Source organism: Chitinophaga pinensis (genome assembly GCF_007896845.1).
GTDB lineage: Bacteria > Bacteroidota > Bacteroidia > Chitinophagales > Chitinophagaceae > Chitinophaga > Chitinophaga pinensis_C.
The window spans coordinates 62,501-64,047 of record NZ_VOHS01000096.1; the positions used below are offsets into that span (position 1 = coordinate 62,501).

The following is a 1,547-nucleotide window of genomic DNA, read 5'->3' on the forward strand; positions in this document are numbered from 1 at the left end:
ATCAGGGTTAGTCGGGTCCTTAGGCAAAGCCGAGAGGCGTAGCTGATGGCAAACTGGTGAATATTCCAGTACCTGCTATAATTTCGATGGGGTAACGGAGTAGTGAAAGGACTGCGCACTTACGGAATAGTGCGTTAAAGGGAGTAGTTATATCTGTGTAGGCAAATCCGCACGGGATGATGAACCCGATAGTACAGCAAAGCTTCGGCCGCGCTGATAATGTCCCTAATCAGACTTCCAAGAAAAACCTCTAAGGTTCGGTTATAGCAGCCCGTACCGTAAACCGACACAGGTAGTCGAGGAGAGTATCCTCAGGCGCTCGAGTGATCCGTGGTAAAGGAACTAGGCAAATTGACGCTGTAACTTCGGGATAAGGCGTACCGCAGTGATGCGGTCTCAGTAAAATGGTCCAACCAACTGTTTAACAAAAACACAGGGCCCTGCAAAATCGAAAGATGACGTATAGAGCCTGATACCTGCCCGGTGCTGGAAGGTTAAGGAAGGATGTTCGGGGTAACCCAAAGCTTCTGACTGAAGCCCCAGTAAACGGCGGCCGTAACTATAACGGTCCTAAGGTAGCGAAATTCCTTGTCGGGTAAGTTCCGACCTGCACGAATGGTCTAATGAGTTGGACACTGTCTCTACCACGAGCTCGGTGAAATTGTAGTATCGGTGAAGATGCCGGTTAATCGCAACGGGACGGAAAGACCCCGTGAACCTTCACTACAACTTAACATTGATTTTGAACAACAGATGTGTAGGATAGTTGGGAGACTATGAAGCAGCTTCGCCAGGAGTTGTGGAGTCAACGTTGAAATACCAACCTTCTGTTGTTTAGAGTCTAACTCGGCAACGAGGACATTGTTTGGTGGGTAGTTTGACTGGGGTGGTCGCCTCCTAAAAAGTAACGGAGGCTCGCAAAGGTACCCTCAGTACGGTTGGTAATCGTACGCAGAGCGCATTAGTAAAAGGGTGCTTGACTGTGAGGCCGACAAGCCGAGCAGGAGCGAAAGCTGGCTAAAGTGATCCGGTGGTTCTGTATGGAAGGGCCATCGCTCAAAGGATAAAAGGTACTCCGGGGATAACAGGCTGATCTCCCCCAAGAGCTCATATCGACGGGGAGGTTTGGCACCTCGATGTCGGTTCGTCACATCCTGGGGCTGGAGAAGGTCCCAAGGGTTCGGCTGTTCGCCGATTAAAGTGGCACGTGAACTGGGTTCAGAACGTCGCAAGACAGTTCGGTCCCTATCTGTTGTGATCGTTAGTAAATTGCGGGGACATGACCTTAGTACGAGAGGACCGGGTCGTACGTACGCTGGTGTATCAGTTGTGCCGCCAGGTGCAGTGCTGAGTAGCTATGTACGGAAAGGATAAACGCTGAAAGCATCTAAGCGTGAAACCTACCTCAAGATGAGTTTACTTTTAAGGGCCGTCGGAGACTACGACGTTGATAGGCTACAGGTGTAAGGGTGGTAACATCGAAGCCGAGTAGTACTAATTGCCGTAAGCTTTAATTTTATTTTTTTGTAAGACTATTACAATTTCCC

The 1,547-nt window shown here is 49.5% G+C and carries 1 rRNA gene (cut by a window edge); it reads left to right on the forward strand.

The annotated features are described in order from the left end of the window. Positions 1-1,517: ribosomal RNA gene (locus FEF09_RS30550) — 23S ribosomal RNA — on the forward strand; it begins 1,360 nt to the left of the window's first position. Positions 1,518-1,547: the final 30 nt, after the last annotated feature.